A 26,161-nucleotide genomic window follows, 5' to 3' on the forward strand; every position below is an offset into this window, starting at 1 on the left:
ATTGATCCTGCGTTGAGTTCGCTGATACTTTGAACTTTTTCACAAACTCGATTGACAGTGCAATCCAACGCAGGGTATTTCTAAATGCACTCCACCGCCCTGGTGGAGCCAGAAGAGGAGCGCTGCCCAGGCAGCCCAAGGGAGGACGCCAGCGTCCGGTGAACTTGGGTCAGGGGGAGCAGCGCCGAGACGATTGAGGAGACTGGTAACCTCAACGTCGGCTGCGGGGGCTGAATCCCCCGGGTTGTCATCGGTAGTGATCATCCCCCACCGCGCCCTGTCAGGGGCGGTACGGGATGGGCTCTGCAGGTGGAGTGCTTCTGGCCGGGATAGCTTCGTTCATTCCTGCCATTTTCAGCCTCCTCCTCTCTTTTTTGCCCGATGGAACCGGAATCTTAAAATAAGACAGGAGTAAGCAATGAGCCCGATCAATGTCGCCAAGTTTGGCGGAACCAGTGTCGCCAACTTCCCGGCCATGAATCACTGCGCCGATATCGTGCTGGCCAATCCCGCCACCCGGGTGGTGGTGCTAAGCGCCAGCGCCGGTGTCACCAACCTGCTGGTCGCTCTGGCACAAGGGGAGCTGGACGAAGCTGGCCGCGACGAGCAGCTAGCCAAACTGGCCGGGATCCAGCAGGCCATTCTGACCGATCTCGGCAACCCCGTTGATGTGAGCGCCCTCATTCATGGCCAGCTGGACGAAATTCGCCTCATGGCCCAGCAAGCCCACCAGCATACCGATGCGGAGCTGGCCGATCGCCTCATCGCCTGCGGCGAGCTGATGTCTACCCGCCTCTTTACCGAGCTGCTGCGCCAGCGCGGCGTCAAGGCCCACTGGCAGGATGTGCGCCAGCTGATGCGCACCGACAGCCGCTTTGGCAAGGCCACCGTCGATCTGGCCACCACCCGTACCCTCTGCCAGCAGACGCTGGGCCCGCAGCTTGGCGACAGCCTCATCATCACCCAGGGCTTTATCGGTGCCGATGGCTATGGCCGCACCACCACGCTGGGGCGCGGCGGCTCTGACTACAGCGCAGCCCTCTTGGCTGAAGCGCTCGATGCCGCCAGTATCGAGATCTGGACCGATGTGCCCGGCATCTACACCACGGATCCGCGCCTCGTCACCCGCGCCCGCCCGATCCCCGAAATCAGCTTTGTCGAAGCGGCCGAGATGGCCACCTTCGGCGCCAAGGTGCTGCACCCCGCCACCTTGCAACCGGCGGTACGCCAGAATATTCCGGTGTTTGTCGGCTCAGCCAAGGATCCTGCCGCCGGTGGTACCTGGATCCGCGCCAGCACAGATTCAAGCCCGCTGTTTCGCGCCGTCGCCCTGCGCCGCCAGCAGGTGCTGGTGACCCTGCACAGCCTCAACATGTTCCACGCCTACGGCTTTCTGGCCGAAGTGTTCGGCATTCTGGCCCGTCACCGCATCTCGGTCGACCTCATCACCACGTCGGAGGTGAGCGTGTCACTGACGCTGGATCACACCGGCAGCCAGAGCAACGGCGAGCCGATCCTGAGCGACAAGGTACTGGCCGAACTGGGGCAACTCTGCAAGGTGGAGGTGGAAACCGGTCTGGCACTGGTAGCGCTCATCGGCAACCGGATGAGCGAAGTGAACGGGGTGGGCAGTCAGGTCTTTGACGCCCTGCGCGAGCACAACATCCGGATGATCTGCTACGGCGCCAGCGCCCACAACCTCTGCTTCCTGGTCAAGGAGAGCGAGGCGGGCAATATCGTCAACCGCCTCCATCAGGAGTTGCTGGACAGATCCTCAACCGAGGCAATTTCGAACACGCAACAGGGCGCCCGCAAGGTTGATGCCGATTAGTTAAGGATCAATTGATCGATCCTCTTGATGTGTAAAAATCCGAAACCAGTTGGCTTGGTTTCGGATTTTAATGCGTATCGAATAGACTCTCGACTTCCTCCACGCCAACAATGCCGCCCAGTTTGAGTCACTCTCCAACCTCATGTTCCCGAGCTCATAATGGCTCTGCTCGGCGAAGAGGGCGTCGCCACCCAGTGACCGTCCCGTTGTTGAACCCAGCGCCTTCCTGCAAGCCCACCAGAAGCTCGGGGACAAGAGTCACGAAACCGCCTCGATCTAGCACCAACATGCCTATCACCCAAACTGATCGTCGCCGATGATGTTATGTGGCTGATGCCCGATACCCCAGACTATGCCGCTGCGTTTGCCAATCCCAGCACCCAGCATGGCGAGACCGCTTATCCGCAAGTGCGCATGCTCTGCCAGATGAAGCTCACTAGCCACCTGCTTGTTCAAGCGATCATGGAGAGGATGGTGTTGGTGCGCAGACACAGTTTGCAACGGTAGCGGCGCATCCCCCGACTCCATCCCCAAGGCACTTGTGTTACCGAAACGAAGGGAGCGAAGTTACCCGCGGCTTGAAGGCAAGGCCACAGAGGCACAGTGTGAAAAAAGCCAATAAAAACAATATAATTCAGGCTTAACTGACTGGTATTAGTCACACCGGTAACCCCTTTTGCTGCGTTATTCAAGAGCCTTGTCAGGCTCGCACCGCATTGAACGCAGGATCACTCCTGATCGAAATAATCCGCAGGCACCGAGACCACAGCGTCGATCGCCACCTCTTCGGCGATCACCTCAGCCAGCGGGCGCAGGTGAAACTTGATCTGGCCGGAGGGCAACATCAGGCCAATATCGGGGTTGCGGATATCCTGCATGTTGCCGGTTTTGAATGGCAGCTCGGGATAGCGCGCTACCAGATCTTGCAGTGAAGTAACCACCAGCTCGATATGTTCCAGCCCCGCCTGATGGACGCGACCCGGTTTCGGTGCAGCCAGCTCGATACAGGGTACCTGTACCTCACCAGCCAACAGCGGCTGATGCAACTGATAGGTGGCGATGGGACGTCCGCCAATCATACCCTCCACCAGCAAGGAGCCCGCCTCAGCCAGCACAGCACATAGCGCGCGGTACTCCTGCAGGGTAGCCGCCCGATAACAGAAGTGATCGACCGTTGGCCGGGAAATGGTGACGCCAGTGGCGGCCAGTTCGGCCAACAGCTGAGAAACAAATGGGGCCATTGGCCCCAGTGTGGAATCGAGTGGGTGGGACATGCTTACCATTTCTTCTTGGGTTGAAACAGGACATCGAGCTCGTCGGCTTCCTTGTCCTTGATGTTTTGCAGATCCTGCGCGCTATTTTGCTGCTGCAGCTCTTCAAGCTCCTTGAGCCCCTGACGCATATCTTCTTCACGGGCCAGCAGATAGGGATCCTTGTCGCCCACGCTCGCCATGGCAGAGAGTCCCTTGGTATAGAGCTGGCGGCAAGTACCATATTGGCCCTGAATGCGGGCATCCATCGCCCGCTTGACCAGATTGGAGATGTTGATCTTGAGCTGCATCAGCTCGAGGCGGCGCTCTTCCTGGGCAAACCCCTGAGGGTCAATTTTGCCCTTGTTGTGCTCGACCCGCAGCACGGCCCGCATCTTCTTGACCAACTGCAGCATCTGGATCGCCTGACGATCGGACTCCGGGGTCTTGAACTGACCCTCATCCTGCACGCTGTAGTTCTCCTGCACATTCTTGATCTGGGTCTGCACATCAACGATGCGCTGCTTGATCTGATTGTTCGGCATCACCTGGGCGATGGCGCGATAGGCATCGAGGATCCGGTGCTGCAACAGCAACACCATGTTCTTGGAGAAAGGCACCAGATTGACGTTCAGCAGCACCTCTTCAGTCTCGTCGGCCACCGTCTTGTGTCTGGCAACGGCGTGACGCTTGTCCGCCTCTGCCTTCTGCTTATATTGCTGCACCACGTTATAGGCGATAACCAAAAACAGGAGTGCGCCGATAGACAGCAATACCAAAGTTAAAATCATAGGATGTCCAAACCCCTGTTCCTATCCAATTGCGTGATCCTACAACAGCTTACCCACTTAAGGTAGCCTGCAGATCCCCCCTTGCCCACGATTTGTCACCAAGCTGTGCCCCCGGTCTCAGGGAGAGATTGCAGGATCAGGGGATGATGACCATGACGGTCACCTCCCCATAGTATCGCCCATCAGCGCCATTACTTGAGGTTAAAGCCCCGCGATTGCAGGAATCCCAGCATAAAAGGGCGGGACTCCTTGCCCAGAATGGCGCGGATCTGGCCGCTCCAGGTCTGCTGCTTGTTGTTGCTGCTACGGGCCTGATAGTAGTCCGCGATCTGCTGATCGTACTGGGCCAGCAGGCCGCGATCCTGCTCGTGCTGGTAGCGCTCCTGATGCACCACCAATCCCCTGGGCAGACGGGGTTTCTGTTCCGGCTGCTGGGCAGGATGACCAAGGCAGAGGCCAAACAGCGGGATCACCTGATGGGGCAAGCCGAGCTGTTCGCTCACCTCGGCCGGATGGTTGCGAATGCCGCCGATATAGACCCCGCCCAGCCCCAGCGACTGCGCCGCCAGCAAGGCGTTTTGCGCCATCAGGGCGCCGTCGATGGCTCCGATCAGCAACTGCTCCGCATAGCCGGTCTGGGCCTCGGGCACTATCTGGGTGTGGCGGTGGTAATCGGCGCAGAACACCAGAAACTCGGCCGCCTGCACCACATAGGGTTGATTGCCCGCCAGCATGGCCAACTGCTGACGCGCCTCGGGCTCGCAGACTCGCACAATACTGGTCACCTGCAAAAAGCTCGAGGTTGAGGCGGACTGGGCGGCGGCGAGAATGGCATCCAGCTGCTGCGGGGCGATCGGCTCGGCAGTGAACTGACGAATGGAGCGATGGGAAAGGATAAGATCGATGGTCTGATTCATGGCACCTCCAAAATGAGGTAACACCATAGCGAAAAAAACGAGGGAGCCCAAGGCACCCTCGCACACCCAGCTTAAGGGGCCGGATAGACGTAAGGGGCTTGCAACCCGAGCGGGAAGCCGAGCGCCCAGTAGAGCAGCAGGAAAATCGTCCAGCTCACCAGGAAGGCCAGCGAGTAGGGCAGCATCATGGAGACCAGAGTACCGATCCCGGTGCTCTTCACATACTGCTGGCAATAGACCACCACCAGCGGGAAGAAGACCATCAGCGGGGTGATGATGTTGGAGGCGGAATCCCCGACCCGATAGGCCGCCTGGGTCAGCTCGGGGGAGATCCCCACCGCCATCAGCATGGGTACCAGGATCGGACTGATCAGCGCCCACTTGGCGGAGGCCGAGCCGACTACCAGATTGACGCTGGCGGTGAGCAGGATCATCCCGACGATAGTCACCTCACCGGGCAGCGCCAACGCATGGAGCACTTCGGCACCGGAGAGGGCCAGCAGGGTGCCCAGATTGGAGTCACCAAACGCCTTGATAAAGAGCGCGCAGAAGAAGGCCATCACCATGTAGGAGCCCATCTTGTTCATGGTGGCCGACATGGCATCGATCACATCCTTGCCACTCTTGAAGCTGCCTGCGACAAAGCCGTAGACAATCCCGGGCAGGATAAAGAGCAGGAAAATGAGCGGCACAATGGACTTCATCACCGGCGCGGCAAAGGTGGTCAGGGAGCCATCGGCAGCACGCAGCGGTGAATCGCTCGGGGAGAGCGCCAGAGCCAGCAGCACGATAGCCGCCAGCATGGCAAACCCGGCCCAGTTGAAGGCTCGGCTCTCTTGCGCGCTGTAGCGCCCCATCTCGTCGGCACTCTCCAGATCCTCGTTGAGCGCCACATGCTTGAGGCGCGGCTCCACCACCTTTTCGGTGATGAACCAGCCGACGCAGATGATCAGCAACGAAGAGGCACCGGTAAAGATGATATTGCACAGGGTGTTGACCATGTAGTCAGGATCGAGCAACTGAGCGGCGGACTGGGTAAAACCCTGCAGCAGCGCATCCCCGCCGGAGGGCAGGAAGTTGGCGGCAAAACCGCCGGAAACGCCGGCAAAGGCAGCGGCGATCCCCGCCAGCGGATGGCGTCCGGCAGCGTGGAAGATGATGCCACCGATGGGGATCACCAGCACATAACCCGCATCTGCGGCGGTGTGGCTGACGATCGCCACCAGGATCAGCATGGGAGTGAGAAAACGGGCAGGCGTCACTTTCAGCAACTTTTTCAGACCGGTATTGATAAAACCGGACTGCTCGGCCACCCCGACCCCGAGCATGGCCACCAGCACGATCCCCAGCGGGGCAAAGCCGGTGAAAGTGGTCACCATGGTGGAGAGAAACTCGGCCAGACCGGCACCGGTCAGCAGGTTGTTGACCACTACCGCCTCCCCGGTACGGGGGTTGACCAGATCAAACTGGAATTGTGACAACACCCAGGAGCCGACCCAGACGATCAGCAAGGCGTAGAGGAACAGCATGGCGGGGTCGGGTAATTTGTTCCCGGCTTTCTCGACGCCATTGAGGAAACGGTTCAGCCAACCTTTGGGAGGGCTGGCCGGACGGTCATTGACAGCAGCATGACTCATTATTGCGATACTCCTTTCCCTAGAAACGAGGTCGCATGCTAGCAACTCCAGCCAATCCGTCTCATGACCGATCGCAAAAGAATGATTAATTTTGATTAATTATTGCGGAATAAAATTCCAAGTTGTGGCCTAACGCACACTTGTTACTCTGCCATTACGGCATCTAGCAGTGGATAACGCCCGACCTGGCACTCCACCACGAAACCGCTCGCCTCGACTTGCGCCACAGTCAGCGGCTTGCTGAACAGATATCCCTGGAACACATGGCACCCCTGGGTCTGCAGTGCGGCCAGCTCGTGAGGCTCCTCCACCCCTTCCGCCATGATCCCCAACCCCAGATTGGTGGCCATGGCCGCAGTCGCCCGGATCACCGGCAAGTTGAGACCGACCACGAAGGAGCGATCCAGCTTGATGTTGTTGATCGGCAACCGGTTGAGATAGGCCAGCGAGGAGTAGCCGGTACCGAAATCATCGATGGCAATCTTGATCCCCTGCTCGCTCAAATCGTCGAGAATACCGAGGCACCCCTTCATATCGAGCATCAGCACGGTTTCGGTCAGCTCCAGCGTCAACAGGGAGGCATCCACCCCGTGCAGCTCCAGCTGCTGGCGAACTTGCCCGGGCAGCGCCGACGAGAGCTGGAAACCGGAGAGGTTGACGGAGACCGGCACCCGCTGATGGAAGCGCTTCTGCCAGCTGGCTACCTGTGCCAGCGCGGTGGAGAGCACCCAGCTGCCGATCTCGCGGATCAGCCCCATCTCTTCGGCCAGCGGGATAAATTCCACCGGCGATACATGGCCGAGCACCGGGTTGTACCAGCGCAGCAGCGCCTCGTAACCGATCAGACGCCGTTTGGCGGCATCGACCTGCGGCTGGTAACAGAGGCTCAGCTCCTGACGGCCGATGGCCTTGGCCAGAAACTGTTTGAGATTGAGCTTGCGCTGCAGGGTCTGCTGCATGCTGGGGGTGAAACGCTGCCAGCGCAGCCGCCCCATCTGCTTGGCCTGATACATGGCCATGTCGGCACGGGTGATGAGGTTGTCCCCGTCATCCGCATCATCTGGATAGATGGCGATACCGATACTGCCGCCGATGGTCACCTCCGGCAGCCCGCTCAGTTGCAGCGGCTTGGTCATCTGGGAGAGCATCTGATCGGCCACCTCTTGCGCCCGATCCCCCTGATTGCCCAGCGGCACCAGTGCTGTGAATTCATCGCCACCGAGGCGAGCCAGCTCCACATCCCGCGGGCAAATCTGTTTGAGGCGACCGGCGACCCGCTCCAGCAGGCGATCTCCCGCCTTGTGGCCGTAGTTGTCGTTGACCAGCTTGAAGTTGTCCAGATCCATGAACACCAGCGCGAAACGCTCCCCCAGCCCGCAATAGGCCTCGAGGGATTTCATCAAGCCATACCGATTGAGCAGGCCGGTCAGGGAGTCGTGCCAGGCGAGGTGGCGATGCTCCAGCTCTTCGAGTTTGCGATCGGTAATATCCCGCATGGTGAGCAGAATGCGGGCCCCCTGCTGGATATAGCGGAACTGATACTGGAACCAGCGCATCCCCTTGAGGGTTCGGCACTCCCCCTCGGTCACCACTTCATCGAGACGGGAGAGCTTCTGGTAGAAGCTGTCATCATTGCCGGAGAAAACCTGGGAGAGCTTGGCGATCTGGTGGCCGAAACACATTTCGAAGTGATAGTTACCACTCTCGAACACACCATGGCTATCGAACAGGCAGGCAAGGGTATCGCCGGTTGCCAGCGAGGACTCCTGATAGAGGGTATCGGAGTCGAGCACCGCTTCGGTCATCATCATCAGCCGGCCAGCCAGTTGAATACCGGAGAGGCGCAGATAGATCTGCTTCTTGACCCCCTTTGGGGAGAGGGTCCACCACTCGTTGTAACTGCGCCCCTGCTGAAAATCACCCAGATAGCGCTGCAACAGCAGATCGATGGCGGTTGCCATATCGGCAGAGAAGTCGCGGGAGCAGAGTTCGTCGAGAGACGTCGCCTCCCACACGGAGAGCGCGGCGCTGTTTGCCCAGAAAATATGGTGATGCTCGATGTCATAAACCCAGATCGGGGTATGCAGAACATCCATCGTCTTCAGTAACCGTTCGTCAAGCGTATTCATCTGGTCAAGGTCATTCATGCTGGATGGTCACTGGTTAACCGGAAAACAGATCTGGCAAACCGCTAGCTGCAGAATGCAAGGTGCAAATACCTCTCGGCCATTATCCCTTTTCACATAGCCAAGAGCGGACAAAACTATTTCAGATATCAACAACAGGGCAGCCTGTACGGCAATACTACAAAGGACTCAGCCAAGGACCCTGTTAATCCAGGCAAATCATATAGTCGATTTTTAACTTTTTTCCCCAGTAAAAACAAGCACTAAGAGCTATCCACTCGAGACCTTGAAAGAGCAATTGCATATTTGCTGCGATAAATTTGTTATTAACATTTAAATCAATGGTGGAAATAGTCATCACTCTCTGTCACAAAGCTTCCATTAATTAACCAAGCGGATGGATAAACAGCCAAAAAAACGCCAAAACGGACAAAAATAGTTCACTAAGGCGGAATTGATATACCCCAAATTCATTTTTCAACAGGCAATGAGCAAAACCCGAATATATGATCTGCATCACATTGGCAGTGGATGGCAAACCACCCCGGCTGAGTACGCAGAGCAACCCGGCGCCCTTCCATCAGGTTGCAATATCGGCCTTCGCCTGCGGTTATAGCGGAACAAATCAGGGCATATGGCAAACATCACTGCCGCAGTACCATTTGGCATCGTGCCGGAATAATCACCAGCTCGGGGAAACTGAGATGACGGGCGGGTGGAGAACTGGTATCAACAGAAATCGAATCCAGATCAATTAAACGCTGAATTACCCTTGCCAACCCGGAACGCTCTTTTTATGGTTGCCCCCTTGTTACACCCAGAACAGCGTTTATGAAGCACATCGAAGAGTTCTACCTGTTCGTCAAGGTGGTGCAAGAGGGAGGATTCTCCCACGCTGCAGCCGCACTGGGCATGCCAACAGGCACCATCAGTCGACGCATTTCCCAGCTGGAAGAGCAACTGGGTTGCTCCCTGCTACATCGCTCTACCCGCAAGCTCCGCCTTACCGATGATGGCCTCAGATACTACGAACGTCTCTGCACGCCACTCGCACAAATCGAGCAGGCCACCAGCGAGATCCAGGGTCAAGAGGCCGATATCAACGGGCTTATCCGGATAGCTGCGCCGATCGCACTCTCCAACACCATTCTCATCGATATGCTGGCCGAATTCGGGCTGCACTATCCCGAGGTACAGTTCGATATCACCCAGACCAATGATCACCAGCACCTGTTCGACAATGATCGGGATCTGGTGTTCTTCAATGGTGAGCTGCCCCAGTCGCTGCCCAATGCGATCTGTCTCGGCCATATCGAGTACGGCCTGTTTGCCTCACCACTCTATTTGACCAAGAAGGGCACTCCCTCCCACCCCAACCAGCTGGAAGAGCATGATCTCATCTACTGCTGGCCTCACCAGCACTGGCAGCTGACCGACAAGGATGGCCAGAGCGTCTGCATCAAACGCAGCGCCAAACTGACCGTCAACCAGACCCAGGCCGCGGTACGTGCAGCCCGGCGTCATCTGGGGATCGTCAATGCCCCGCTGCACTATCTGAGCAGCTTCCTCCATGACGAGCAGCTGGTGCCGGTACTGACCGACTGGCAAACCGGCAATCGCCCCTTCTACATGTTGTGTTGCCAGCACCAGTTCGCTCCGTTGCGTGTTAAGATGTTCGTTGAATTTGTTGAAAAATACTCAGCACGCTATCGCAATCGGCAGTGGGACAACCAATTTTCACAAGGTGATAGCCTCACCCATTGCATCTGACCGTTAGCGGGCCACACTTATAGCATCCCTTGCCAACAGAGCCTGCCTAACGCCATGAATGTATTGATATGTGATGACTCCGGGTTCGCCCGCAAACAGCTGGCGCGGGCGCTCCCGGCCGACTGGAAAGTCGATTTGCACTACGCAGCCAATGGTCTCGAAGGGATCGAACAGGTGCTGATGGGTCATGGCGATCTCATCTTCCTCGATCTGACCATGCCGGAGATGGACGGTTACGGCGTGCTGGAGACCCTCCAACGGGAGGGGCTACGCAACAAGGTGATCGTGGTCTCCGGGGATATCCAGCCAGAGGCCTATCAACGGGTCATGGGGCTGGGGGCGCTCGATTTCATCAAGAAACCCGCCGCCCCCGAAACCCTGCTCGCCCTGCTCAAAAAGCATGATTTCTGGAGTGCCGCCCCGAGCGCTCAACCAAGCGCCCCCGAGCAGCTGACAAGCGGCGTGGTAGCCGATGCAGGCGTCAAGATCACCCCCGAAATCCGCGATGTCTATCAGGAGCTGGCCAACGTCTCCATGGGTCAGGCAGCCGACTTGCTGGCTCGTCTGCTCAACGCCTTCGTGGTACTGCCTATCCCCAACGTCAACGTGCTGGAGGTCTCCGAGCTGCACATGGCCCTCTCGGCCGCTGCGGATTCAGATACCCTCTCCGCCGTCTGTCAGGGTTTTATCGGGGCGGGGATCGCCGGCGAAGCGCTGATCCTGTTCCATGACTCCAGCTTCAAAGATTTGGCCAAGCTGATGAACCATCAGGGAACGCTGGATCGCACCGCCGAACTGGAGCTGTTGATGGATACCGCCAACGTGCTGATCGGCGCCTTCCTGCGCGGCTACGCCAACCAGCTCGACACCCCCTTCAGTCAGGGCCACCCGGTGGTGCTCGGCCAGCACAGACCCATCAACGAGCTGATCAACACCAACAAAAGTCGCTGGCGCCGCACGCTCGCCATCGAGATCAACTACCGGATCCAGGATTACGCGGTGCAGTGTGATCTGCTGCTGCTGTTTACCGAAGATTCCATCGCCACCATGAACAACAAAATCATGCACATGCTCTAGGAGTGACTATGGAAATCCGTGAATTTCATTGGCTGATGAACATAGTCCAGAACCTGGACGTAGGCTTGGTGGTGCTCGACAAGGAGTACAAGGTTCAGGTGTGGAACGGCTTTATGGAGAGCCACAGCGGCCGACTGGCCAGTGACGTGCGCGATGGCGTACTGTTCGAGCTCTTCCCCAATGTGGACAGAGCCTGGTTCGAACGCAAGGCCAACATGGTCTTCAAACTCAACAACCGCGCCTTCAGCACCTGGGAGCAGAAGCCCTATCTGCTACGTTTCTCCAACTATCGCCCCATTACCGGCTCGGCCCCCCATATGTTCCAGAACCTGACCCTGGTGCCACTGGCCGATTTCGGCGGTCAGGTAACCCATATCGCGGTGATGATCTACGACGCCACCGATGAGGCCATGCTGATGAGCGGCCAGCGGCAGGCTTGAGCTTGCAGCAAATAACAGAGGGCGCCGCGGCGCCCTCTGTTATTTCGGTATGAACAGGTCTTGGTATAACCTCTACCTCACCAGCCGTCTCAACGCGCTCCGAGATACTCGGTGAAGGCGTCGATCACCTCTTCAATATCGTCATCGTTGATTTGCAGATGGGTCACCAGCCGCAGCTCGCCGTAACCGGAGAAGAGGATCCCCCTCTCCTTCATAAAGGCCAGCAAAGGGGCAGACTCCCCCTCACGCAGCCGCAGGAACACCATGTTGCTCTGCACCAGCGAGAGGTCGAGCTCGATGCCCGGGAGTGCAGCTAACCCTTCGGCCAGCCGTTTGGCACGGCGGTGATCATCGGCCAGGCGGGTCACATGCTGCTCGAGGGCAAACAGACCGGCTTGCGCCAGAATCCCCGCCTGACGCATGCCACCTCCCAGCATCTTGCGTAGGCGGCGCGCACGGGCGATGAAATCGTGGCTGCCCACCAGCAGCGAGCCCACCGGTGCGCCCAACCCCTTGGAGAGACAAATCGAGATGCTATCAAATGGAGCGGCGATCACCTCGACCGGGGTCTCGCTGGCCACGGCGGCGTTAAAAAGCCGTGCGCCATCGAGATGGAGCTTCAAGCCACGTTCAGCAACAAATGCCCCCATCTCCTGCAGATAGGAGAGCGACAGCACCTTGCCGTTGTGGGTGTTCTCAAGGCAGATCAGGCGAGTCTGGACGAAGTGGGCATCATCAGGGGCCAGCGCAGCCTTGATATCATCGAATGCCAGCGTGCCATCGCGCTGCATCGGCAAGGGTTGCAGGGCTACGGAGCCCAGCACGGCACTCCCCTGCGCTTCATAGCGATAGATGTGAGCGGCGTTGCCGAGGATGGCCCCCTCACCGCGCTGACAGTGGCTCATCACCGCCAACAGATTGGACATGGTGCCGGACGGCACAAACAGCGCCGCCTGTTTGCCCAGCAATCTGGCCCCAAAGGCCTCCAGCGCGTTGACGCCCGGATCTTCACCATAGACATCGTCACCGACTTCGGCGTGGAGCATGGCTTGACGCATGGCGTCAGTAGGCTGGGTGACGGTGTCACTTCGTAAATCGATATAGCGCATGAGATCCCTCCTGAAACAGGAGAGTGACGTTAGCCATGCGCCCCTCGCTTGGCAAGGGGCGCATGAGCAGAATGTGAAGCCAATAGACGTCCATAGAACCCGCAGGCGGGATTTACCAAGGCAGCGGCTGACCGTTGAGATCCAGTAGCTGACCCGATTGGGTCAACGATAACCCCTTGATGAGATTGAGCAGTTTCACCGCCACCTCGGCAGGCTCCTGCAATTGCTCCGCAGGCAACTCGCTCAGAAAGGGGGTGTTCATCGGGGAGTCCATCAAGCCGGGCGCCACCGCCACCACCCCCGCTTGCGAGAAACGTTGCGCCCACTCGAGGGCCAGAGTTTTCACCCCCATGTCGAGGGCCGCCTTGCTCATCCGGTAGCTGTAACGTCCCCCCTCCAGATTGGAGGTGATGGAGCCCGCCAGATCAGAGATGGCACAGAGCCACAGCGGATGGTCATTGCCCATCAACCGACTGAAACGGGCAGCCAGCGCCAGTGTTGGCCAGGCATTGGCCAGCAGGCTGTCGCACAGCCACTTGGGGTGCACCTCTTCGACCCGCCGCTCCGGCATAAAGCTGACATCGTGCAACAGGCCGATGGTGTTGATTACCACGGTGGGGAGCGGATCGGTGTCGTAGAGGGTAAACAGGGCGTCGAACGAGATGGCGTCCACCTCTTGCAGCGGGAAGAAGGCCCCCATCTCGATCCCTTTTGGATAGGTGCGCCCGGCCAGAAGGAAGGACTCCCCCCTTGCCATCAGCTCTCTTGCCAGCGCCGAGCCCAGCGCACCGCTTCCGAGGATCAAGTAGCTCATCGCCCATTCCATGGAGAGTTATCTTGCTTAGAGCGTATCAGAATAATCAACCGGCCGTGACACGACCAAAGGGTAATATGCCCCTCATCACGCTTCCCCCAGATGGCGACCAAACTCCCGCGCCAGCGCCAAGTCGAGAAAACCGTCCGCTTTCTTGTGGGTGCGCAAAAACTGGTAATAGGCGAGCAGGGTGACCAGTGCCTCCTCATCGGGCAGCCCCACCCCGGGTTGCTGCTCGCCCAGCAGTAGCTGCGCCGCTGCCAGCGCCTCCCTGTCGACCACTTCAGCCTGACGGTAGAGATAACCGCAGCCGGTTGCCAGCCACTCCAGCGAGCAGTTGGCCCCCATGGCGATCTGGTTGGCCCGCGCCAGGCCAGGCTCGGCTCCCTTCAAATATTTGCGGATCAGCGCTTCACTGAGCCCCACCTTGCGGGCAAACGCGCTCACGCTCATCTCCCCGATCAGGCTCTGCAAGCGCTCGGCAAATCCTTCCATCCAACTCTCTCTCCTACTCTGCGATCAGAACCAAAGTTCGAATCATGCCACTGCCCATTATTGCTTTGCCAGCCACATGAGGCCAAGATGCCCGCAGTCATCTATGTTGCACATCGTTTTCGCATCGTGTTTTTCAAGGAGTCAACCATGTCTGTATCCCGTGTCGCCCTGCATCCGCAAGGCCCCACCTTCTCTCGCCTCATCATGGGTTACTGGCGCCTGATGGAGTGGCAGCTCTCTCCGGCCGCTCTGCTCGATCTGATGAAATATCATCTGGATCTGGGGGTCACCACCATCGATCACGCCGATATCTATGGTGGCTACCAGTGCGAAGAGGCCTTTGGTCACGCCCTACGCCTCGAGCCTTCCCTGCGCAGCCGGATGGAGATTGTCACCAAGTGCGGTATCGCCCTCACCGCCAAGCCAGAGCATGCTCTCAACCACTACAACACCGGCAAGGACCATATCATCGCCAGCGCCGAGGCCTCGCTGCGCAAGCTCGGCACCGACCATCTGGACCTGCTGCTGATCCACCGCCCGGATCCCCTGATGAACGCAGATGAAGTGGCCGATGCCTTTATCACCCTGAAACAGGCGGGCAAGATCAAGCACGCCGGGGTATCCAACTTCACCGCCCGTCAGTTCGAGCTACTGCAATCGCGCCTCCCCTTCCCGCTGGTCACCAACCAGCTGGAGATCTCGCCGCTTCATCAGGAAGGGACCCTCGATGGTACCCTGGATCAGTGCCAGCAGCTTGGCATCAAGCCGATGGCCTGGTCATGTCTCGGCGGCGGCCGACTGTTCAGCGATGACGCCTATGCCCCGCTGCGTGCCGAACTGGAGCAGATCCGTCAGGAAGTGGGCGCCCAGACTATCGAGCAGGTGGTCTACGCCTGGGTAATGATGCTGCCAAGCCAGCCGCTGCCATTGATTGGCTCCGGCAAGCGGGAGCGGATTGCTGCCGCCGTGGCCGCCGAATCCATCGCCCTCAATCGCCAGCAGTGGTTCCGCATCCGCAAGGCGGCGCTCGGTTACGACGTCCCCTGATAACAGCAAAACGTCCAGAAACAAAAACGGCATGGGGGAAACCCATGCCGTTTTTTATTGCCGAGGTACCTTAGCGGTGGCGCTGTTGCGGGCGACCACGGGGAGCATCTGTCTTCGGTTTGGCCTGGTTGACGGTGATGGTACGGCCACCGACTTCTGTGCCATGCAGACCAGCGATGGCCTTTTCGGCATCACCATTGACCGGCATTTCAATAAAACCAAACCCCTTTGACTGGCCGGTATCGCGGTCGATGATGATATCAACCTTGTCGACCTGTCCAAACTGGCTGAACAGGGTTTTCAGTTCGTCGGCCGTCATCCGGTACGACAGATTTCCTACGTAAATCTTCATGCCATCCACTCTCGATTCAAGGTGCCTTCTCTATGCAATTCCCAGCATAACGGTAAGGGCACAACCCCTATGCCGGACCTGCCATGGCTTCATGCCGTGGCCTTCTCCACACTGTCGTCAAGTGATTGATCTCTTGGGTTAACAGTGCAGACAAGATCAATTCGAGTCACTGGCAGTATCTGAGCTTTGCCGGGAATTGTCGAGAAAATAGTCGACTCAGGCCGATTGCAGATCTGACAACCGTTGCGCCAGCATCCGGCGACCGTGCCAGGCCCGTTTAAAGCCGAAGCGATAGACCGACGGGCTCACCAGATGGAGCTCCCCCGCCTTGAGATCCAGCAAGGCCATAGCCGTCGCCAGCTCCTCTTCACTCAGTTGCAGATCGAGGCTGAAGTCGAGCCACTGGCCGTCGTGACCCACTCGCCGCTCCCGTTCGAGCGCCACCAGCTGGCTGCGGGGCAGCGCCAGCGCCTCATCCTTGTTGCCATTGAGCAAATAGATATGCTGTTCATCCCACCCCAGCTCCGCCAGGCGCCAGGGCTGCCAGCTGCGGGGCAGCGACACCATGATCCCGGTGATGCCACCAAAGACCAGGCCCACCCAGTTGAGCAGCGCCATGGCGCCCCAGCCATCCCACAAGGAGGCCGCCACCACGCCCCAACTCACCAGCAACAGCAGAAAAATGACGCAGCGATAGCGAACCGCTGGCGGCATCAACAGCTGCACCTGGGAACCGGCAAGCAAGGATGTAATACGCATGAAAAGCTCCTGTCATCACGAAATGGCGCCATTGTGAATAGCCATCAGGATGCTGACAAGGGGGTTTTCTTTGTCATCCCCCTATAAAATCAATACCATGGCGTAAATGATTCTCAGTGGGACCCGCTTCTTGACCAGCTCGCAACCCTGTGTGCGCTTTTGTGGCGTCGACAAATTCTATGGCGACTTTCAGGCTCTTCATCACATCGATCTCACCATTGAACGGGGAGAGAAGTGGGTTATCTGTGGCCCGTCAGGCTCGGGAAAATCGACCCTGATCCGCACCATCAACGGGCTGGAGGGGATCGACGACGGCCAGCTGTTCCTGTTTGGCGAGCCGGTGACCCCTTCCTACCTGCGCCGCCTGCAAGGTCGGGTTGGCATGGTGTTTCAGCAGTTCAACCTCTTCCCCCATATGACGGTGCTGGAAAACCTGATGGTGGCACCGGTGCATACCCTGGGGTTGCGCCCTCAGGAGGCCAAAGCCCGGGCGCTCGGGCTGCTCGAGCGGGTGCGCATTCAGGCACAGGCCGACAAGTACCCACACCAGCTCTCCGGCGGCCAGCAGCAGCGGGTCGCCATCGCCCGCTCCCTCTGCATGCAACCCGAGCTGATGCTGTTTGACGAACCCACCTCCGCCCTCGACCCCGAGATGATCCGCGAAGTGCTCGATGTGATCCGCGAGCTGGCTGACGAGGGGATGACCCTGATCTGCGTCACTCACGAGATGGGCTTTGCCCGTCAGGTGGCGGATCGGGTGCTCTTTATGGACGAGGGCAAGATCATCGAGTCGGCCCCGCCCGCCCAGCTGTTCAACGCCCCCCGGCACCCGCGCACCCGGGCCTTCCTCGAACAGGTGCTCAGCTATCATGGCTAGGCTCAATCGTCCCCGCCTGCTCGGCTGGTTGTCAGGCACTGTGATGCTCTCTGCGCTACTGGGCTGGGCGCTCTATAGCGGCGCTCGCCAGATGGGCTATGAGTGGCAGTGGCCGCGGGTGTTGCCCTTTCTCGGCGAGTGGGATGAGGGAACCTTTTATGCCGGCCCCTTGCTAAACGGCCTGCTGGTCACTTTGCAGGTGGCGCTGCTCAGTCTGTTGGGCACGATGGCGGTCGGTGTGTGCGTGGTCAGCCTGCGGTTGCTTCCCTCCCGGCTCGGCCCCTGGCTCGCCATCGCCTATCTGGCGCTGGTGCGCACCACGCCCCAGCTGGTGCAGCTCTATATTCTCTATTTCTTGCTGGGCCCCATGCTGGGATTGGCCCCCCTTGCCTGCGCCGTGTTGAGCCTCTCCCTCTATCAGGGCGCTTTCACCGCCGAAGTGCTGCGTGCAGGTGTACAGGCCATTCCCAAAGGACAGTGGGAGGCTGCCCAGTCGCTTGGCTTGTCACGGGCCATCACCCTGCGCAAGGTGATCCTGCCCCAGCTGGTGCGCATCACCTTGCCGCCGCTGACCAACGAGCTGGTCTCCCTTATCAAACATTCGGCGCTGGTGAGTGTGATCGCCATCTTCGATCTGACCAACGAAGGGCGTACTCTGGTTGCCGATACGTTTCTGACCTTTGAGGTGTGGTTTACCGTAGCTGCCCTCTATTTGCTGTTAACCCTGACGCTGTCAGCCTTTTCGAGGGCGCTGGCCCGTCACCTGAATCCGGATCAACAAGGACGCTAACCATGAATCTGTCATTCAAGACCACCCTGTCGGGCGCAGCCCTGCTGCTGGCAAGCCTGCTCACTCCGGCACTGGCACAAACTGCCCCCTCCGACACCCAGGCACAGATCGAGCAGAGCGGTACCCTGCGGGTCGGCATGTCCACCTTCGCCCCCTGGGCGATGCGCGACAAGCAGGGGGCCCTGATCGGTTTCGAGATTGACGTGGCCCGTCGCCTCGCCACAGATAACGGCTGGCAGGTAGAGTTCGTGCCTACCGCCTGGGATGGCATCATCCCCTCCCTGTTGGCGAAAAAATATGACGTCATCATCGGCGGCCTCACCATCACCCCCGAGCGGGAGAAGAGCGTGCGCTTCACCCAGGCCTACTCCCATTCGGGGGTGCAGCTGGCCGCCTCCAGCACCCTGGCCAAAGAGAAGAAAACCGTGGCGGACTTCAACCAGCGCGGGGTGATCCTGGCGGTACGTCGTGGCGCCTCACCGGTACAGGTGGCAAAAGAACACTTCCCCAAGGCCACCCTGCGCCAGTTTGATGACGAGTCACAGGTATTTCAGGAGGTGCTGAACGGCCGCGCCCACGGCGCCCTCTCCTCTTCCCCGAAACCCGAGCAAGAGGCGCTGCGCCACCCGGATGCCCTCTTTATGCCGTTTGCCGAGCCGTTGGCACAAGGCGATGAAGGCTTTGCCCTGCGCAAGGGGGATGATGCCCTGGCTGAGCAGTTCAACGAGTGGATCGCAGCCCGTCAGGCCGATGGCTGGCTCAAGGCGCGCCATGACTACTGGTTCAAGTCGCTGGCGTGGGAAGCGCAGGTCGCCAACCCCTGATGCTGATTGCTCTAAAAGAGACCATCCGGCGCATCGTCCGTGGGGCATGTCGGAACATCAACTGGCTGGATGGGGCGATCGCCCTGATCCTGCTGCTGGCTGGCCTCTGGCTGACCAGCCGCCTGCACATAGGGGTGGCCTATCAGTGGCGCTGGCATGAAGCCTTCGACCTGCTGTTCACCCCCGGCCCTCAAGGCGAGTTGCCCTACTTTTTCAGCGGTCTGCTCACCACCTTGCGCATCGCCCTGCTCGGCATGGTGCTGGCGCTGCTGCTCGGCACTGCGCTGGGGGTAGCCGCCTTCAGCCGCCGCCCCTGGCTGGTGATGCCCGCGACCCTGTTTATCCAGCTGATCCGCAATCTGCCGCCGCTGGTCTTTATCTTCATCTTCTACTTCTTTATCGCCAACCAGCTGCTGCCTGCGAGCGGCCTCTCCCGCTGGTTCGGCACCGTATCACTCTCCCCGTGGCAAGAGGCGCTGTTTGGCCCACCAGCCCGCTGGGAGAACCTCATCTCAGGCACCCTCTGCGTTGGCATGATCAGCGCAGCCTTCGTCGCCGAGATCGTCCGCGCCGGGCTGGCTGCCATCCCCCGTGGCCAGTGGGAGGCGGCGCAGAGCCTCGGGCTCTCCCCCTGGGTGCGGCTGCGCCATGTGATCCTGCCGCAGGCCATGCTGCTGATGTTGCCCCCCCTCACCGGGCAGCTCATCGCGCTGGTGAAGGATACCGCCATCGTTTCCCTTATCTCGGTGCAGGAGCTCACCTTCGTCGGCACCGAGATGGCCAACTCCAGCGGACTGGTCTACGAGATCTGGCTGCTGGTGGCCGCGGCCTATTTATTTATATGTTTGAGTCTGTTCGTATTGCTGAGCCGACTCGAAGCAAGACAAGGAGCACGCACATGCTGACGTCCCTGTTGCTGGCGACCGTATTGCAAGCGGAAGCCATCGGTGGTTATGCCGCCGGTTGCCTGAAAAACGGCGTATCCCTGCCCCTTGAAGGGCCGGGTTATCAGGTGATCCGCACCAAGCGGCTGCGCTACTACGGCCACCCCGACCTCATCCACTATCTGCAAGCGCTGGCCAACCAGACCCGCATGGCCGGGCTGCCAGATCTCTACATCGCTGATCTGGCGATGGCCCGTGGCGGCCCCTTTACCTCTGGCCATCGCAGCCATCAGACCGGACTTGATGCCGATATCTGGTTTCGCATGGCCAACCGTCCCATCAGCAAATGGGAGCAGGATGCCCCCAAGGAGTGGGCGCTGATCGACGAACCCAGCTACAAGATGTTACCGGGCCGCTTTGGCCCCCAGCAGCTCACCCTGCTGCGGCTTGCGGCCAGCAAACCCGAGGTGGCCCGCATCTTCGTCAATCCGGTGATCAAATCCGCGGTCTGCCAACAGGCTGGTAACGAACCTTGGGTCGCCAAGCTGCGCCCCTGGGTGGGCCACTTCAGCCACTTCCACGTACGGCTGCGCTGCCCGGCAGGCAGCCCCGATTGCGAGCCCCAGGCTCCCATTCCGCCCGGCAATGGCTGCGGGGAAGAGCTGGCCTCCTGGCTAAAAGACAAGCCCCAGTTACCCAAGGTCTCCGGCATCAACAAGCGACCTGAGCTACCTGCGCGTTGTGGCAACTGACCCCAAGCTGGTATGGTGGTGCACTCTTGGTCGTACACCATCCATGGCGCACTATCGACTCGAAATACCAAAGGAGAACAACAAGATGGCCACATCACTCTGGCGCAGAACCACGCAGAGCCTGTTGACCCTGACCCTGCTGCTCGGCCTGACCGGCTGCGGCATGAACAACATTCCGACCCTGGATGAGCAGGTTAAAGCAAGCTGGGGGCAGGTGGAGAACCAGTATCAGCGCCGCGCCGACCTCATTCCCAATCTGGTCGCCACCGTCAAGGGCTACGCCAGCCATGAGCAGGAGACCCTAAAGGCGGTCACCGATGCCCGTGCCCGGGTCGGCAGCGTGCAGGTCAGCGATCCTGCCCAGCTCAAGGAGTTTGAGGCGGCGCAGAACCAGCTCTCCAGCGCCCTCTCCCGCCTGATGGTAGTGGTAGAACGCTACCCCGAGCTGAAAGCGGATCAGCAGTTCCTTGCACTGCAGGCCCAACTGGAAGGAACCGAGAACCGCATCTCGGTGGCTCGCCGCGACTATATCGAGGCGGTACGCCAGTTCAATACCGAGATCCGCACTTTCCCCGGCGTTATCTGGTCCAAGCTGCTCTACTCGGATCTGGAAGCCAAACCCAGTTTCAGTGCCAAACCCGGTGCCGATGAGGCGCCCAAGGTCAGCTTCCAATGAAGATGATGCTGCGCTGGTTTCTTCCCTGTCTGCTGCTCTGGGCCAGTGCCCTGCAAGCGGCACCCGACTTCCCGACGCTGAGCGGACGGGTGGTGGATGAAGCCAGTCTGATGTCCCGCAAACAGGCCCATCAACTGACCCAACAGCTGGCCGCCTTTGAAAAGCGCAGCGGCATCCAGCTGGTGGTGGTCTCCGTCGACAGCCTCGATGGGGAGACTATCGAGGAGTACGGCTACCAGCTCGGTCGCCACTGGGGGATCGGCCAGAAAGGCAAAAACAATGGCGTGCTGTTGCTGATCGCCCAGGATGAGCGCAAGGTGCGGATCGAGGTAGGTTATGGATTGGAAGGCGCCCTGCCCGACGCCATCGCAGCCAACATCATCCATGGCCGCATCCTGCCCGCCTTCAAGCGCGGCGATATGGTGGCCGGGATCATGGCGGGCAGCCAGAGCATCATGAAGGCACTCGCCGGAGAATATCAGCCGGTCGAGCAGCCGAAGAGTGACAACGGTGGCGGCCCCTGGCTGTTTATTCTGGTGGTGATTGCGATGATCGTGCTCCACAACCTGCGCGGGGGTGGTGGCGGTGGGCCGGGAGGACGACGTCGGTCGACCTACATGGCCGGTGGATTGGGTGCCGGCTCCTTTGGTGGTCGCTCTGGCGGCGGATTCAGCGGTGGCGGCGGCAGTTTTGGCGGCGGCGGAGCCTCCGGTGGCTGGTAACAGGAGTAAAGAGACAAATCATGATTTCTAAACAGTTCTTCCACACGCTTCAGGCCAAGGTGCGCGAAGCGGAGCTAGAGACTGATGCTGAACTGGTCACCGTGCTGGCCCCGGCCAGCGATGGCTATCGCTACATTCCCACCCTCTGGGCGGCGCTGCTGGCGATGCTCACGCCGCTGCTGGTGTTCCAGCTCGGCTTCTGGCTCGGCTGGTACGAAATCCTGCTGGTGCAGTGGTCGGTCTGGCTGCTGCTGAGCCTGCTGTTCCACTGGACCCCCATCAAGATGCGGCTCATCCCGAAGAAGGTTCGCCAGCACCGGGCGGCCCTGATGGCTCGCCTGCAATTTGTCGAGCAGGGGCTGCACCGCACCCGCGACCGGCTCGGGGTGCTGATCTTCGTCTCGGCCGCCGAGCACTATGTAGAAATACTGGTGGATGACGGCATCGCCCAGCATATCGACAACGGCCAGTGGCAGGAGATCATCGACGACTTCGTGGCGCGAGTGCGCAACAAGGAGATCGAACAGGGTTTTCTGGAGTGCGTGGAGCGCGTCAGCGCCATTCTGACCGATGCCTTCCCGGCCACCCGGGATCAAAACGAGCTGCCGGACAGTCTGATCATCCTCGACAAGCCCTGATCCGGTTTAAAAAACCGGCATTCTGCACAAGGGTTAGGCATTCGGAAAAGATTATGAAAAATAAGGGGAAAAGAGGTTGACCCACACAGCCCTTTCCCCTAAATTACGCCCCGTTCCAGCGCAACAGCGCAGCGAACGAAAAATTGGTGAGGTGTCCGAGTGGCTGAAGGAGCACGCCTGGAAAGTGTGTATACGGCAACGTATCGAGGGTTCGAATCCCTCCCTCACCGCCAAATATAACCCGTTGAATTTCAACGGGTTTTTTCATTTCTAGACTTACGTGATTTTTTTCCTGGATCAACTGGGTGGAACAATCATGTATCTGAGTAAAAATGCCTCCGGCACCTACTACACTCGTCTCCCGCTGCCTAAGTCATTACGTGACCGTGGCTTGCCCTTCGCTATCCGTACTTCCCTTTGCACCAAAGATCGTCAGCTCGCCGTAGACCGCAACCTGGCAGTGGCAGCTCGTACTCGTGCACTTATCGCGGCTACTCCTGCCGATACTGCCCCCCGCAGTTTCTATCGCTGGATCCGCGCCGATCTAGACGCGTTCAAAGCAGCGGGGTTCATCCCTCCTCAAACACCTTCCACACCTCGTGAACCTTCTGTTGATGCCCCAGCTTGCCCCAGCAGTGGGATCATGCTCACCCACGCATTGGCGAGATTCATCGAGACTAAAACCAGTGAGGGGATCCAGCATAGGTCGGTGGGCCAGCTCCAACTTCGGATCAACGCCTTCGTCACCTGGGCCAAAGGGGTTAAAGTCGATGAGGTGACGCCCGCTCTGGCGCAGGAGTACCGCAACAGCTTGCTGCGCAAGACCAACCTCAGTTTCAAAACCAAAGGAGATTACCTCGCCGCCCTGAAACAGTTCTTCCGTTGGTGCGTGGCGCTGGACTATTGCAGCCGTAACCCTTTTGATGGGTTGTCGGCAGGCAAGAAGCCGCACAAACGGGCGGATGAGGAGCGAGTGCGCTGGCATCGCCCTCAACTGGCTCAGCTGTTTGCCAGCCTGCGCAGCAAACAATCCCAGAAAGGCAAAAAATTGAGAGTTCAAGACTGGTGGGTGCCCCTGCTGTGCCTGTATGCCGGGCTGCGACCCTCCGAGGCTTGCCAGCTCAAAACTCAGAACATCAAACAGGTTGAGGGGATTTGGTGTCTGATGGTCGATGCGGGAGAGGCGGATCAACAGCTCAAAACTGCCAATGCGTACCGTACCGTGCCGTTGCATAGTGCGTTGATTGGACATCAATTCCTGGACTATGTGGAGAGTCGTCGCAGTCAAGGGAAGGTATTTTTGTTCGATGACCAACCATCAGGCAAAGACGACGACTGGGCGCATAACATCACCTGTCGCTTCCAACGCCACCTCAATGATGCTGGCATCGTAGGTCAGGGCCGCCCCACCATTTACGGGATGAGACACACGTTTATCGATGAGCTGCAACAGGCGGACGTTGCTGAGCATATTGTGGCCGAACTTGCGGGACACAGTAAAAATGGCCTGACGTTTGGCCGCTATGGCAAACGTGTGAACATTAGGCTGCTGAATGAGAAAATCCAATCCCTTCCTACCGACCTGATACCCCACCACCTGCTGTCAGGGGGAAAATCACCGTAAAGATGACGCATATTTTTTGGGTAACAGGGCTGTCTACCCCCCATGAAAAAACCAATATGAGAGCATTTCTCGGCGGTTTAATGGGGCGAGTAGCGCCCTATCCTCATGATTTATAATGATTTTAAGTGCACTGGAAAATATTTAAAAAACCCAATAAAAACATGTTGACATTTATTTTTCTTTGTGGGTCATTTGCATTGACAGGTGGGCCTCAATCGTTGTAGTATGCTGATAAAGCTGCTAACAAGGACATAACAACGACAGTAAACACGAAGGATCGAAACGAAATGAATATGGCGTAGAACACACCGACACGTTTATCTCGTTCAAACAAGGGTTATCACCCCTTCAGATTTAAAAAATACCACCAATATCACAGCTATCTTCGATACGCTGAACGGGTTGTTATTACCCAAATTCGGGTGAAGTGAATAACACATGGTATTTGCTTGATGCAATGTTGAGTAAAAATCTGACGGGAACATTTGATTATATCGATTAAATGACATCAGCTATCGCTAATGTATACTTGGCATTTGACAAATTAACAGGATTTTGAGGTGAAACTTATCTGTTTATAGCGTCACAGAGTAATTTATATCGCTATTTTTAGGTGCACTATTACCCTCTCGGTATCGATGCGTGAGCATCACGTTTTGCTATTGCTGTTTTTGTAATTGAAGGAGTATTTATAACTGTAATGAGGGTAATTATGAACAAACAAACCAATAAAAGGACCGTTCAAAAACAAAACACTAAACACAACACTGTGCGTTCAGTCATTGTTGATGAGCATTCACTGGCGGCAGCCATTCGTCAGCACCTGGAAATCAAAAAATACCAGTATGCGCAGACAACCTATGACATTTCGAAGCGTAAAGCAGAACAGTTGATAAAATGGATTGGTGATAAACCGCTGACGTCATATCGTGCGAGTGACATTGAACTGCTCGTAGTGAAATTTTGCAACAAAAAATATAAAGGAAATACCATTAACCAATATTTGGATATATTGAGACAAGTCTTTGCACGAGCTGTCAGCGATGGTGTTATTCATACCAGTCCAATGGATGGCATTAAAAAATGCAAATTTGAGGTGGACGAACCTGATCCATTTTATCAATACGAAATTAAGGCATTTCTCGCCCTGAAAAGCACCCATTTGCTGGAGGTGTCACTCATCCAACTCGGTATCTCTACGGGTCTGCGCATCAGTGAGTTAATGGCGGTCAGTGCGGAGGCGGTCAATCTCGACAAGAAGACCTTATTGGTTGACCTTGCGTTGGTTGATGGGCAGTACAAAACGCCCAAAACCCGGGGATCTATTCGCACGATAGAGCTGTCAGAACAGGCTGTTGGATCTCTCAAAACCTTGATGAGGCTAGCGGAGCATCGTAAGGCTAAGAAGATTACGGTCACGAGGTCGGACAATCGCACTCAGATGAGTGAACAACGCACCCTGCTGGCTTACTACAGCGCCAAAAGGCGCAGTTATGCCTCGGTTGATGAGTTCCGTGAGCGGTTTTTCAGGCCGTTCTGTCAGGCTGCTGGGGTGCGTTATCGGGGGCCATCTCAATTTCGGCACACCTATGCAAGCCAACTGCTCTCGGCGGGGATCAGCATCGAGTGGATAGCCCGTCAGATGGGGCACACCGGTACGGAAATGGTGGTACGCCATTATGGCAAGTGGTTGATGGAGGACGCCCCTGATTATAGGGGTAGGGCTGACACGGTATTTAATGCCTGTATGGCTGGTCAGCAGGCTCAAGTTACTGTGCCGAGCAGTAATCCAAAAACTGAAGATAAAAAAACTGAAAGCGAATTCGATGTCGACACATTACTGGCAACTCCTGCTGTCATGCAGAGATTGATGAGTATTTTAATGCAGCGAATATCTGTGGCGCAGTAAATCACTGTCTACATCACGCATTCAGCATTAATTTAAAATTAAATCGCACC

The 26,161-nt window shown here is 58.0% G+C and carries 25 protein-coding genes, 1 tRNA gene, 1 pseudogene and 1 riboswitch; of the genes and pseudogenes, 17 read left to right on the plus strand and 10 right to left on the minus strand.

Features of this window, described 5'->3' with window-relative positions; all coding sequences use genetic code 11:
* Positions 1-104 precede the first annotated feature (104 nt).
* Positions 105-328, plus strand: a riboswitch (Lysine riboswitch).
* 90 nt (positions 329-418) lie between these two features.
* Together lysC and I6L46_RS08310 are read left to right on the plus strand one after the other, a co-directional pair.
* On the plus strand, positions 419-1,831 hold the full coding sequence (gene lysC / locus I6L46_RS08305; protein WP_216977862.1) for a lysine-sensitive aspartokinase 3: 1,413 nt from the start codon (positions 419-421) through the stop codon (positions 1,829-1,831).
* 70 nt (positions 1,832-1,901) lie between these two features.
* A pseudogene (locus I6L46_RS08310) lies at positions 1,902-2,299 on the plus strand (IS4 family transposase); the annotation flags it as partial.
* Between the two features lie 260 nt (positions 2,300-2,559).
* On the opposite strand, the gene I6L46_RS08315 reads toward I6L46_RS08310, so the two are convergent.
* From I6L46_RS08315 to I6L46_RS08335, 5 genes are all read right to left on the minus strand, one after another.
* Positions 2,560-3,114, minus strand: coding sequence for a VOC family protein (locus tag I6L46_RS08315; protein ID WP_216977863.1), 555 nt, complete (start codon positions 3,112-3,114; stop codon positions 2,560-2,562).
* Positions 3,108-3,872, minus strand: coding sequence for a hypothetical protein (locus I6L46_RS08320; RefSeq protein ID WP_005337161.1), 765 nt, complete (start codon positions 3,870-3,872; stop codon positions 3,108-3,110). The genes I6L46_RS08315 and I6L46_RS08320 overlap by 7 nt, the downstream gene beginning before the upstream one ends.
* Before the next feature lie 191 nt (positions 3,873-4,063).
* Positions 4,064-4,789, minus strand: a complete 726-nt coding sequence (gene nfsA, locus I6L46_RS08325) for an oxygen-insensitive NADPH nitroreductase (protein WP_216977864.1) — start codon at positions 4,787-4,789, stop codon at positions 4,064-4,066.
* Positions 4,790-4,860: 71 nt separating this feature from the next.
* Entirely contained in the window at positions 4,861-6,426 is a 1,566-nt protein-coding gene (locus I6L46_RS08330; RefSeq protein WP_005351146.1) for an AbgT family transporter, read from the minus strand.
* Positions 6,427-6,569: 143 nt separating this feature from the next.
* Positions 6,570-8,522 (minus strand): bifunctional diguanylate cyclase/phosphodiesterase, encoded by a 1,953-nt coding sequence (locus I6L46_RS08335; RefSeq protein ID WP_013723827.1) that lies wholly within the window; start codon positions 8,520-8,522, stop codon positions 6,570-6,572.
* 861 nt (positions 8,523-9,383) lie between these two features.
* Here I6L46_RS08335 and I6L46_RS08340 point away from each other — a divergent pair.
* The 3 genes from I6L46_RS08340 to I6L46_RS08350 are packed head-to-tail and all read left to right on the plus strand — an operon-like array spanning position 9,384 to position 11,839.
* On the plus strand, positions 9,384-10,322 hold the full coding sequence (locus I6L46_RS08340) for a LysR family transcriptional regulator (RefSeq protein ID WP_129503858.1): 939 nt from the start codon (positions 9,384-9,386) through the stop codon (positions 10,320-10,322).
* A gap of 54 nt (positions 10,323-10,376) precedes the next feature.
* The gene (locus I6L46_RS08345) at positions 10,377-11,399 is read left to right on the plus strand and encodes a response regulator (RefSeq protein ID WP_216977865.1); all 1,023 of its coding nucleotides are present in this window, start codon (positions 10,377-10,379) and stop codon (positions 11,397-11,399) included.
* 8 nt (positions 11,400-11,407) lie between these two features.
* A complete protein-coding gene (locus tag I6L46_RS08350; protein ID WP_216977866.1) occupies positions 11,408-11,839 on the plus strand; it encodes a PAS domain-containing protein in 432 nt (143 codons plus the stop codon).
* A gap of 89 nt (positions 11,840-11,928) precedes the next feature.
* Here the strand turns inward: I6L46_RS08350 and ltaE are convergent, their stop codons facing one another.
* The 3 genes from ltaE to I6L46_RS08365 all read right to left on the minus strand — a co-directional run bounded on the left by ltaE (position 11,929) and on the right by I6L46_RS08365 (position 14,257).
* Complete coding sequence (ltaE, locus tag I6L46_RS08355) at positions 11,929-12,948, minus strand: low-specificity L-threonine aldolase (protein ID WP_216977867.1); 1,020 nt, start codon at positions 12,946-12,948, stop codon at positions 11,929-11,931.
* 112 nt (positions 12,949-13,060) lie between these two features.
* Positions 13,061-13,762, minus strand: coding sequence for an SDR family oxidoreductase (locus I6L46_RS08360; RefSeq protein WP_129503856.1), 702 nt, complete (start codon positions 13,760-13,762; stop codon positions 13,061-13,063).
* Between the two features lie 87 nt (positions 13,763-13,849).
* Positions 13,850-14,257 carry a helix-turn-helix transcriptional regulator gene (locus I6L46_RS08365; RefSeq protein ID WP_005351138.1) on the minus strand — a complete coding sequence of 136 codons (408 nt, stop codon included), beginning with the start codon at positions 14,255-14,257 and terminating at the stop codon, positions 13,850-13,852.
* Positions 14,258-14,404: 147 nt separating this feature from the next.
* On the opposite strand from I6L46_RS08365, the gene I6L46_RS08370 reads away from it, so the two are divergent.
* On the plus strand, positions 14,405-15,304 hold the full coding sequence (locus I6L46_RS08370) for an aldo/keto reductase family oxidoreductase (RefSeq protein ID WP_139411973.1): 900 nt from the start codon (positions 14,405-14,407) through the stop codon (positions 15,302-15,304).
* Positions 15,305-15,374: 70 nt separating this feature from the next.
* Here I6L46_RS08370 and I6L46_RS08375 read toward each other — a convergent pair whose 3' ends face one another.
* On the minus strand, positions 15,375-15,656 hold the full coding sequence (locus I6L46_RS08375) for an RNA-binding protein (RefSeq protein ID WP_005337180.1): 282 nt from the start codon (positions 15,654-15,656) through the stop codon (positions 15,375-15,377).
* 216 nt (positions 15,657-15,872) lie between these two features.
* The gene (locus I6L46_RS08380) at positions 15,873-16,415 is read right to left on the minus strand and encodes a hypothetical protein (RefSeq protein ID WP_216977868.1); all 543 of its coding nucleotides are present in this window, start codon (positions 16,413-16,415) and stop codon (positions 15,873-15,875) included.
* Between the two features lie 106 nt (positions 16,416-16,521).
* Here I6L46_RS08380 and I6L46_RS08385 point away from each other — a divergent pair, with 106 nt between their 5' ends.
* The 11 genes from I6L46_RS08385 (at position 16,522) to I6L46_RS08435 (ending at position 26,111) form a co-directional block, all read left to right on the plus strand.
* On the plus strand, positions 16,522-17,292 hold the full coding sequence (locus I6L46_RS08385; protein WP_075115892.1) for an amino acid ABC transporter ATP-binding protein: 771 nt from the start codon (positions 16,522-16,524) through the stop codon (positions 17,290-17,292).
* The gene (locus tag I6L46_RS08390) at positions 17,285-18,082 is read left to right on the plus strand and encodes an amino acid ABC transporter permease (protein ID WP_216977869.1); all 798 of its coding nucleotides are present in this window, start codon (positions 17,285-17,287) and stop codon (positions 18,080-18,082) included. Before I6L46_RS08385 ends, I6L46_RS08390 begins: the two co-directional genes overlap by 8 nt.
* 2 nt (positions 18,083-18,084) lie before the next feature.
* Positions 18,085-18,906: a transporter substrate-binding domain-containing protein gene (locus I6L46_RS08395; protein WP_058058418.1), complete on the plus strand. Its 822-nt coding sequence runs from the start codon at positions 18,085-18,087 to the stop codon at positions 18,904-18,906.
* A complete protein-coding gene (locus I6L46_RS08400; protein WP_216977870.1) occupies positions 18,906-19,811 on the plus strand; it encodes an amino acid ABC transporter permease in 906 nt (301 codons plus the stop codon). The genes I6L46_RS08395 and I6L46_RS08400 overlap by 1 nt, the downstream gene beginning before the upstream one ends.
* Positions 19,805-20,542, plus strand: a complete 738-nt coding sequence (mepA, locus tag I6L46_RS08405; protein ID WP_103251755.1) for a penicillin-insensitive murein endopeptidase — start codon at positions 19,805-19,807, stop codon at positions 20,540-20,542. Before I6L46_RS08400 ends, mepA begins: the two co-directional genes overlap by 7 nt.
* Before the next feature lie 85 nt (positions 20,543-20,627).
* Entirely contained in the window at positions 20,628-21,218 is a 591-nt protein-coding gene (locus I6L46_RS08410) for a LemA family protein (RefSeq protein WP_005346564.1), read from the plus strand.
* The gene (locus tag I6L46_RS08415) at positions 21,215-21,940 is read left to right on the plus strand and encodes a YgcG family protein (RefSeq protein WP_005351128.1); all 726 of its coding nucleotides are present in this window, start codon (positions 21,215-21,217) and stop codon (positions 21,938-21,940) included. The genes I6L46_RS08410 and I6L46_RS08415 overlap by 4 nt, the downstream gene beginning before the upstream one ends.
* Positions 21,941-21,960: 20 nt before the next feature.
* Positions 21,961-22,578, plus strand: coding sequence for a TPM domain-containing protein (locus I6L46_RS08420; protein WP_005337196.1), 618 nt, complete (start codon positions 21,961-21,963; stop codon positions 22,576-22,578).
* A 145-nt stretch (positions 22,579-22,723) separates the two neighbouring features.
* Positions 22,724-22,811: transfer RNA gene (locus I6L46_RS08425), tRNA-Ser, on the plus strand.
* 83 nt (positions 22,812-22,894) lie between these two features.
* A complete protein-coding gene (locus tag I6L46_RS08430) occupies positions 22,895-24,202 on the plus strand; it encodes a site-specific integrase (RefSeq protein WP_254203144.1) in 1,308 nt (435 codons plus the stop codon).
* A 712-nt stretch (positions 24,203-24,914) separates the two neighbouring features.
* A complete protein-coding gene (locus tag I6L46_RS08435; RefSeq protein ID WP_254203145.1) occupies positions 24,915-26,111 on the plus strand; it encodes a tyrosine-type recombinase/integrase in 1,197 nt (398 codons plus the stop codon).
* Positions 26,112-26,161: the final 50 nt, after the last annotated feature.

The sequence above is a fragment of the Aeromonas sp. FDAARGOS 1416 genome, from assembly GCF_019048085.1.
GTDB classification, from domain to species: Bacteria; Pseudomonadota; Gammaproteobacteria; order Enterobacterales; family Aeromonadaceae; genus Aeromonas; species Aeromonas veronii.